The 9981-nt window shown below is 45.1% G+C and carries 8 protein-coding genes; 1 reads left to right on the top strand and 7 read right to left on the bottom strand.

Going from position 1 to position 9981, the window contains the following annotated elements:
• The 6 genes from VB714_RS13315 to VB714_RS13340 form a co-directional block, all read right to left on the bottom strand.
• Positions 1-783: alpha/beta hydrolase (locus VB714_RS13315; protein WP_323224906.1), on the bottom strand; the 783-nt coding region annotated here is incomplete at its 3' end.
• Between the two features lie 111 nt (positions 784-894).
• Positions 895-2691, bottom strand: a complete 1797-nt coding sequence (locus tag VB714_RS13320; protein WP_323224908.1) for a sodium:solute symporter family protein — start codon at positions 2689-2691, stop codon at positions 895-897.
• Between the two features lie 28 nt (positions 2692-2719).
• Positions 2720-3403 carry a hypothetical protein gene (locus tag VB714_RS13325; RefSeq protein WP_323224911.1) on the bottom strand — a complete coding sequence of 228 codons (684 nt, stop codon included), beginning with the start codon at positions 3401-3403 and terminating at the stop codon, positions 2720-2722.
• Between the two features lie 23 nt (positions 3404-3426).
• Positions 3427-4155: a ribonuclease PH gene (rph, locus tag VB714_RS13330; protein ID WP_323224914.1), complete on the bottom strand. Its 729-nt coding sequence runs from the start codon at positions 4153-4155 to the stop codon at positions 3427-3429.
• A gap of 61 nt (positions 4156-4216) precedes the next feature.
• Positions 4217-4768 (bottom strand): adenylate kinase family protein, encoded by a 552-nt coding sequence (locus tag VB714_RS13335; RefSeq protein WP_323224916.1) that lies wholly within the window; start codon positions 4766-4768, stop codon positions 4217-4219.
• A 110-nt stretch (positions 4769-4878) separates the two neighbouring features.
• On the bottom strand, positions 4879-7434 hold the full coding sequence (locus VB714_RS13340) for a DUF3536 domain-containing protein (protein WP_323224918.1): 2556 nt from the start codon (positions 7432-7434) through the stop codon (positions 4879-4881).
• Between the two features lie 402 nt (positions 7435-7836).
• On the opposite strand from VB714_RS13340, the gene cax reads away from it, so the two are divergent.
• Entirely contained in the window at positions 7837-8937 is a 1101-nt protein-coding gene (gene cax, locus VB714_RS13345; RefSeq protein ID WP_323224921.1) for a calcium/proton exchanger, read from the top strand.
• A gap of 101 nt (positions 8938-9038) precedes the next feature.
• Here cax and lepB read toward each other — a convergent pair.
• Positions 9039-9981: signal peptidase I (lepB, locus tag VB714_RS13350; RefSeq protein ID WP_323224924.1), on the bottom strand; the 943-nt coding region annotated here is incomplete at its 5' end.

Genomic DNA, 9981 nt, shown 5'->3' on the forward strand with positions numbered 1-9981 from the left:
GAAGCCGTGGGACAAGACCACGAGAGGACCGCGAGATTCCTGGGTATAGTACAAATCCACGGGAATTTTGCGCTTGCGATCGCGATCGTTGAGAATCAAAGAACGTTGGCGAACTTTTTGGCTACCGGGTTGACTCGGATCGAATTGGGGAACAAAAGCAGAAACTTCCTCGGGTGCGATCGCCAGTTCCCGTTCTAAAACTGGACTTAAGGCTTGACTTTGCAAGTTAGACGCATTGAGTTGCAGGGCAATTTTTACGGCTGCACTGGCATCAAGCGTTAAGGTTTCTTGGGGATAAGCGCGTAAAAATCCCGTCACGCTAACTCCATCAGCTTGTTCTAGAGTTAAATATAAAGCGGCTCTCAATTCGGCGACACTACTATGGGGGATTGCTTTTTGCAGTTCTTCCATTAACCATTTTCCATCTGGAGAGTTGAGGAGTTCGTCCAGAAAAGAATCGACTATCTCGGTTTCGACATTCAATCGACCCGCTAAAATATTTCGCAGTTGGGGGGTCAGGAGAGAGGAAAATAATTGCAAGGATTTGGGAATTTCTCCCGTATCGACAAACGTTTCAACCTCCTCCACTGTAACGGTTTTTTCTAGGGGTCCAAAACGGAGAAGTAAGCGTTCGGAAGCCATTCCAGGAAGAGCAGATACACCCCAAATCGCGATCGCGCAACCCAGGGAACGAAAAATCTGACGAAACTGAAAAGGGAGGAATTGAGCATCAGTAAGGTTAGCTCGAGGAGACTGAGAGTCAGGAACGATTTTTCTCATCATTCTTATATTGAATATCTGTTGCGATCGCATCAGGAAAATTTTAGAGCATTAATCCTACTGATATTGATATTAACGTTAAAGTTTCCCAATGGCTGGATGCAAATGTACAAATTACCTCAACAGATCCTCATCATCCAAACCAGGGCGAGGGGTCGGTAAAATGCGCTGACGACTCAACCAGCGCAACCAGAAGCCCCCCACTACTGCCATTGTTAAAGAAATCCAACCCGTTAACGGTTGCAACAATAAGAAGCCCCCGATCGCAAACATTGCCCCAAATAACAACAATAAAGCCGCCAGCACTTTTAATACATCCAAGCGCAAATCTTGTAAAGGTTTTATTCCGGTGCGTTGGTACTGTCGCTGCCAGCCGATCGCGCTCGGTCGAATTTTTGTATAGAATGCGTCTAAAGTCTCATCAGATTCTGGAGGAGTCAGGTACATTACCGTAATCCAAACCACCGCAGTGATTGCAGAAATGACCGTCAAACGCATCCCAAAATCTGGTAAAGCAGCTTGCAGGATAGGCACCACACTGGTTAAAAATCCAACCATAAAACCACATAACATCGCTGCAAATTCTGCGGCTGCATTGATGCGCCACCAAAACCAACGTAACATTAACACCAATCCAGGACCCGTTCCCACTGCAATCACTAAGCGAAATACCGTGCGAATATCTGTCGCATAAAACGCCGCAAAGCCCCCTAAAACTGTCACGACAATGGAGGCTATTCGTCCCGCCCAAACTAACTCAGATTGCGTTGCTTCGGGGCGGAAAAAGCGTAAATAAAGGTCATTGGTTAGATAAGATGCACCCCAATTAATTGAAGTGGAAACCGTACTCATAAAAGCCGCAACTAGGGAAGCTACCGTAATGCCTAAAAGTCCCGTTGGTAAAAAATCTAACATTAACTTGGGATAGCCTAATTCGCGATCGCTTAAATCGGGATAAATGGCGATCGCCACTAAAGCAACAATAACCCAAGGCCAAGTACGAACAATATAATGGAGAATATTAAAAAACCAAGCAGATTTTTCTGCTTCGGCTTCATCTTTCGCAGCCGCAAGACGTTGCACAAATTCTCCCCCACCATCGCTGCGACGAAATGACCACCACTGCACAAAAACATAAGCAGCAAAAGTTGTGCTAGTAATACCCGCAACATCACTCCATTGAAAATTACCAGTAATGGGAATAAAACTTAAAACATCGATATCTGTCGCTTGTTGAACGGCGGGGATGAGTTCGTGAATTCCTCCCACAGAATTGACCGCAAAAATAGCAACAACCACTGCACCGAATAAAGCCAGGAAAAATTGGAAAAAGTCCGTCGCAACGACTCCCCATAAACCCGAAAAACCAGAATAAATTAAAACAAAAATACTCACCCCTATGACACTAAAAAGTTTAACATTCTCTCCCGGTTCTATGCCTAAACTTTGCCAGAGTTGCAATGCGTCTACAACTTTAACCATTGCTAACATGGCGTAACCGATGCCGATACAATTAATAGGTAGAGCAAAAAGAAAGGCTTTGGTCCCTCTGAGAATAGCAGCCATATTGCCGCCATAGCGCATTTCCGTCAATTGGGCATCGGTAACGATTTCCGATCGCCGCCACAGTCGCGCAAAAATATAAATTAAAATAACGTGGGAAACAGCAAAACTCCACCATTCCCAATTCCCGGCAATGCCTCGACTGCCCACGACTCCCGCAATATAGAGAGGGGTATCGATAGAAAAGGTCGTTGCAGCCATACTCGTCCCCGCTAACCACCAAGGCAGCGATCGCCCAGATACGAAAAAATCTACCAAACTTTTTGACCCTCTCCCCGTCAGAAATAAACCCAATCCCATTGCCAAGGCAAGATAGAGTAAGACGATTAACCAAGCGAGTAATTGCATGGACTCCTAACATAAAGATGAACTGGAGTTATCTTGCCATATTTAGGGGAATTATTGAACAGAGAAAAATAATCTTTTTAATTCTTTCTCCTTCCCAATACATCGTGCGTCGCTTGGGGGTTTTGCGGACGATAAAATGACAGAGAAGGGCGTGAAGACTGCCCACGCGAACGCCTACGGTAGGTTCTGCAACTTCAATAACCAAGCGTAAAGTAAAGCGTTTCTCTTCTTTGGCTGCCCCAAGCAAACTGCTTTTAGAAAATAAAGGAGAGGCGACAATTAATTCCCCGCTTTCTGTGGATTTCATTGCACTTTCTATCGTTAGTTCAGCTTCTAAAACTTGGCTAGGAGCCAGTAAACTATAAGTTTGTCCTTGGGAAAGATCGGAAATACCGGGAACGAGGCGAACACTACGCTGAGAAATACCTTTAAAATCCGTAAGGTTGCACCGTTCCCAATTCACATAAATTGTTCGCACATCGGTTTGGTTGCGGACGGTTATTGAAAGGGTTTTTAATTGTTCGGATTTGTAACAGTCTTTAAATTTAAAACTAATGGCGATCGCCTCTTGTAAATTTTGGCGATCGAGTTGTTCGTTTAAAGCTGCACTATCAAAGTCAACGCTAACAAACTCATCCAAATCTAGCCACATCTGATAGAAGACGAGGGCAACAATAATCCAATAAACTACAAAAATCAGCAATCCAAACATTAAAAATGCTTCTCTGTTCCTTTTTAACGGATGACAGATTTCAGGGTTTCTTGTTGGGCGATGAGTAAGTCTTTAATGCCTTCTTGGGCGAGATCCATCAGACAATTGAGGCGATCGCGATCGAAACTTCCCGATTCTGCGGTGCCTTGAACTTCGATAATACCCAAATCTCCCCTCATCACAACATTAAAATCAACATCCGCAGCAACATCCTCAAGATAATTCAAATCTAAAAAGGCTTCTCCTTCAATTAATCCCACGGAAATTGCGGCGATCGCATGACAAATGGGCGATTGTTCTAATTCTCCTTTGTCTAGGAGAGTTTGCAGTGCCAAAGCTAAAGCAACATAACCTCCTGTAATTGAAATCGTGCGCGTCCCAGCATCGGCTTGGAGAACATCTGCATCAATCATAATTGTTCGTTCTCCCAACAATTCTAAATTTAGTGCTGCCCGAAGACTGCGGCCAATCAGCCGTTGAATTTCTTGGGTGCGTCCAGACAGTTTCAGTAATTCTCGGGGTTGACGTTGGGGAGTTGCACTGGGAAGCATTCGATATTCGGCAGTTAGCCAACCGCGATCGCTACCCGCAAGAAATTTAGGGACTCCGGGGACAATGCTGGCGCTACAGAGTACCTTTGTCTGTCCGCAATGCGCTAAAACCGACCCGGCGGCAAAACTGGTAAAATTGCGTTCAAATCGAATAGGGCGCAGTTGATTCGGGGCGCGATCGTCGGGACGTTGCCAAGGCATAATTATTCTCAGGATAAATTTTTGTCCAATCCAGCATAAATGCCACAGGGAAATTTAGCCGTCAAGATTTAAGTTTTCGCAAGATTTCTGCCTCGACAGTAGCCTGGGCTTTTTCGGCATTAATCACGATGAGTTTGCCGCGACGGGCGTAGTATTCCAAAATGGGAGTGGTTCGTTCTGTAAAACCTTGAATGCGTCGCTGTACAATTGCGGGAGTATCATCGGGGCGACCTCGGGACAGAGAACGTTCGATCTCGATCGCCTCGTCGAGTTTCAGGTAAATTGCCCCATACAAATCTTGCTTGAAGTCTTCGAGGAGAAATTCTAATTCTTCCACTTGAAAGGGAGTGCGAGGATAACCTTCTAACAACCATCCTTTACGGGTATCATCTTGTAATAAACGCAAGCGGATCAATTGAATCATCATCTCATCGGGAACGAGTTCGCCGCTTTCTACATAGGATTTGGCTTTCACTCCCAGAAAGTTATTTTTGGCGATCGCCTCCCGCAAAATCTCCCCAACGGAAATTCCCGGCAGGTTTAGCGCCTTACTCAACCGTTGCAGTTGCGTTCCTTTGCCCGAACCGGGACCCCCTAATATAACCAATCTCACTAGATTATTCCCCGTTTCTTTACTCGTTCACCCTAGTTAATTTTTTGCTAAAAAACAACCCCCGAAAAACTCGGGACACATAGACAACTATACTCTCTAATCTATTAGGATTACAACCACTGATGAACATCAACGGCTAACTGTACGCCCAAATCTAGTAAAACGGGAACGTTAACAATATCCCAAGGACAAGAAACGGTTTCCCCTGCTACCACAACGCATTGAGGCAAAATGTCGCGGTGCAAACATCGGAAATAATATTCCTGTACCCGATCCAAGGATAAGTCCACTTGCAGGCGATCGCCCATCTGGATCGTGCGAGAAATGCGTTGGCTTTCTTCTGCGACTGTCTCTGGGTTGGCTTCTCCTAATAATGCCTGACAATCTCGCAAAATCAAGGCTTCTAAAAGCTGTTTGGCATTGGGGAGGGTCATGCGACAGCGCATATTTTCCGCTTCGGTGACGATCGCCTCTAACTCGGTTAAATACATATCTTGGCGATCGCGATCTTTGGCTTCCTCAAATTGTTGCAATACTTTCAAACAGCGACGAGAAAGGGCAATTTCTGCGGAGGCTTTCAACTCTTGCGGAACGGGTAATTCTTCCCGATAAAAGGCTTGCAGGAGGCTATAATTATCGCGATAAGCCTGGGTAAATAGGCGATCGAGGTTCTCTTTACTTGTATTGGCCACTTGTTGGACGATCCATTCCCGTTCTTCTGCAAACAAGGTCTCTAAATTAAAGACGCGATCGCCGAAAACTCGCGTCATGGCAAATAAGGTTTTGGCGACGCTTGCCTCACTCAAAGCAGAAAACAATTTATCTTTGATTTGCGAGTAAGCTAAACGACCGATAAAGGGTTGAATGCAGCAATGGAAGTCCCAACCGCCAAAATGCAGCACCGCAACGATAAATTCTTGGCTTTCCCGCGTAATTTCTGAGACTAAACGCAACTGTCCCACTGCTAAGGTTAATGCCCCCATTTGCTGGCGGTGATAGTCGAGTTGGGTTGCTTCGTAACAGTAAACTCGATCCTCACTTTGATAATGTTTGAATAAAGAGGTGATGGCATAATGCGCCGCCACTCGCTCAAAAGTGACGCGAGCGGATACCACTAATTCATCGTAAACCTTGGCACCATTGCCGAAGATTTCCACATTACTTGGGGCTTTTTGCAGGCGATCGCGGAATTCCGCCTCTAATTGTACTCCGGCAACATCCCCCGCCAATTCGATCGCCCGCGCCGCATAACGAAGAATTTGCACCCCTTCCGGTCGCGAAAGTTCGTCAAAAAACCAACCGCAACTGGTAAACATAAGTAAGGATTGACGCTGCATCTCCAATAAGCGCAGTGCGTCTACTTGTTCGGCGGGTTCGAGGGTATGGCTTTGATGGCGGAAAAGGAAATTAATCGTATTTTCCGGGCTGCGATCGCGGATCGAGTGGATGTATCGATCTCTTGCTAACCAAGGATCGCTAAGGAATTTGCGTCCGTGGGTTTCATAAATCTCTCCGAGGCGATCGCGCAGCCAATTCAAAGTATCTCGCAAAGGTCGCCGCCATTTCTGATTCCATAACCCTCCTCCCCCGCAACCGCAATCATCTTGCCAGCGATCGACTCCGTGGGCGCAACTCCATGCAGTAACGGATTTTAACTCCACTTCCCATTCCGGTGCATTCTCGTCGAGGTAATGGGCAAAATTGGTCACAGTCCAGCCGCGACTGGGAAATTCTTGAATAAAAGAATAAGAAAGACATTTTTCCGTCCCCCCTTTGTGATGTCCGAAGGTTTCCCCATCCGTCGCCACGCAAATTAACTGGGAAGGACGACGTACTGCTTGCCCTAACCGTCCCGCAAAATTTCCCGCACTGTTCAACACTTCATTAAATCCCATATCCCGAGAAATGGGACCATCATAGAAAAAGATATCAATGGAGCGATCGTCTTCCAAGATGCAACGATAGGGACGGGTAGGATCGATCTGAGAACCCCCGACTTCTAACCAGTCGGGATCGGGATTCTCTGCCGTGGGGAGAGGACGACAGCGTTTAGCTTGGGAAGGGGCGAGAATAATGAAGCGAATGCCCTCATCTACCAAAACTTTTAGGGTGGGATAGTCTACCGCCGTTTCTGCCAACCACATTCCCTCGGGATCTCGCCCGAAATGGGAGCGAAAATCAGCTTTTCCCCAGCGAACTTGGGTGTATTTATCCCGTTCGTTGGCGAGGGGTAAAATAATGTGATTGTATGCTTGGGCGATCGCATTGCCATGACCGTTGAGGCGTTCTGTACTCTTGCGATCGGCTTCAATAATGCCTTGATAGACTTCGCGATCGTGGCGTTCCAACCATGACATCAAAGTGGGACCGACATTAAAACTCATATACTCGAAGTTATTGACAATGCCAACAACTTCCCCTTGGCCGTTGAGAATGCGGGAGAAAACATTGGGACGATAGCACTCATAGAGGATGCGTTCGTTCCAGTCGTGGCAAGGATAAGCACTGGGTTGACGTTCGATGACATCTAAATAGGGATTTTCCCTCGGGGGCTGATAAAAATGACCGTGTACTGTAACGCAAACCCCTGTAGCTGGGACGTGATGGGTTGAGGAAGTTTCGGTTTTTTCAGCGATCGCTTGCGTTGCAGTTGTGTTTTGAGTCATAGACCTCTCCTGAGAGAAACTGAAATGGAATGAAATAGGGCATTGACGACAGATAAAATCTAGAACCCGATTGTATTCGTCCTCGATTTGGTTAAATCCTTAAAACTTTATAAAGCTAGACAGGATTTTAAGGGATTTAATCCTTACCCATTGAACCGTAATTTTTAGGAAAATAAGAAATTTTGTTAAGGAACTTAACAGCAGATTGCGGGGATCCCACGGGGATCGCTCAATTTTCAATGAAGTTTTCTTAATTTTTTGTGATTTTAATTTTAACAATTCCCCGCACCTCAGTTTCATTCCCTTGAATTCCCCTCAGAACAAGCAATCCACCGCTATCAACTATCAACTATCAACTATCAACTATCCTAGAGGCTAGTTGGGAACGAATATTTCGCGAATATGAACAAAATTCTGTACAGTTTACTGATTTTTATCCCCATTTCCGTTGCTGCCCATTTCTTGGATTGGGGATCGGCAACTATCTTCATCACAGCAGGACTGGGAATCGTCCCCCTCGCGGCGATCATGGGAAACGCCACGGAAGAAATAACCGTTGTTGTCGGACCGAATTTAGGAGGATTATTAAATGCGACCTTTGGGAACGCGACAGAACTAATTATTGCCCTAGTTGCCCTCAATGGCGGTTTAATTGAGGTGGTTAAGGCGACGATTACGGGATCGATTATTAGTAACCTTCTCCTAGTTATGGGCTTTTCGATGCTTCTGGGAGGGTTGCGCTTTAAGGAACAGGATTTTCAACCTACCGCCGCCCGCATGAATGCTTCTGTTATGAACTTGGCGGTGATTTCTTTACTCGTTCCCACCGCCGTACAGTACACTTCTTCCGGCATTGAGGAATCTCTGTTGCAAACCCTTTCTATTGCCGTGGCGATCGTTTTAATCTTGGTCTACGTTCTAACTTTGCTCTTTTCGATGAAAACCCACGCCTATCTTTACGATGTTAGCGTTGCGGACCTCGAATCAGATGAGGAAGGAGAAGGAGAAGAAACCCACGAAAAACCCAATATCTGGCTGTGGATAGGAGTGTTACTTGTTGTTACTCTCTTTGTTGCCCTAGAATCGGAACTTCTTGTAGATTCTCTGGAGGAAGCAACTTCAGCGTTAGGTTTGACTGCACTCTTTACTGGGGTGATTCTCTTACCTATTATCGGTAATGCTGCCGAACACGCCACCGCAGTAACAGTAGCCATGAAAAACAAAATGGATTTATCGGTTTCTGTTGCGGTGGGATCGAGTTTGCAAATTGCCCTTTTTGTTGCCCCTGTCTTGGTCATTGCTGGGTTATTTTTAGGGCAACCAATGGATTTGAATTTTAATCCCTTTGAGTTAGTTGCGGTTATGATTGCCGTTTTGGTAGCCAATTCCGTCAGTTCTGACGGAAAATCTAATTGGTTAGAAGGCGGGTTGTTGCTGGCAACCTATACTATTTTGGGATTTGCCTTTTTCTTCCATCCCGTTGTGGAAGGATTAGTCGGATAACAATAAAAAAATCGGGGTGATGAGTCTGTTACCCCGATCTAATCTCTATTTTATATTAGGGACAATCGCTCGGTCTCCACTAACTTTTGAGCAACTTTTGATTAATGAATAAAACCGACGCGATCGAAGGGATAAAAACGCAGAATAAGTTGACCTTGAATAGTTTTGCGGGGGACAATTGCGCCAAAGGTTTCTAAGTTAGGATAATTGGGATTATTGCCAATAACATAATACTCATCAGCACTGAGGGTAATTCGCGCTTGTTTGAAGTTTCGCGGAATTTCTATTTTATTGTTAGTAAAAAGTTCATTATTGAGAATGATGCGACCTTGACTAATTTCGAGAGTTTCACCAGGAAGCGCAATAACGCGGCGCACATAAGAGAGGTTTTCATTAAATCCTTGCGCTTGTAGAGATTTGGTCGAGGCAAAAATCACAATATGGTTTCGTTGGAGATTGCGAAAACGATAGGTTATTCTATCCAAAAATACAGCATCTTTGGCTTGGAGTGTGGGATAAAGAGAAATTTCTGAGGTAGAGTCAGAAGAAATCGTTTGAATACTGCTAAGAAGTAAAACTGCTAAGAAGGGTAGAAATAGAAGAGTGACTGCATTGCTTGTGAAAGATTGTTCGACAGGCTTATAGGCAGTATTTAGGGGCAAATGAATCTCTTTTGCTAAATATTCCCGCAATTTATCGTGATAAAAGCGATAACTACCTCCCGATTGTTTTAAGATGCCAAGATGACTGGCTTCATTGAGAAATTTAGCATAATTCCACGGCATTCGACCCCGACGAAACAAAACCCACCGTAGGGCAAAATGCTGAATTAATGCTATTCCCCCTCCGGCAATAAATCCAATTAAAACTCCCGTCCCTCCTCCTTGAATTACCGCTTCGGTGAGATTTATTTCTTGTCCTGTTGCCCAAATTGGGACAATGAACATTAATGGCGAAAGAGGCAGGGCTAAACCAATCGTAATTAAGGTTTTAATTGCGGTTTCCCAGATACCTTGATTGGGTTTTGTTCTAACTTTTAGATCG

Origin of the sequence: Spirulina sp. 06S082 (assembly GCF_034932145.1) — a bacterium.
Taxonomy (GTDB): Bacteria; Cyanobacteriota; Cyanobacteriia; order Cyanobacteriales; family Spirulinaceae; genus CCY15215.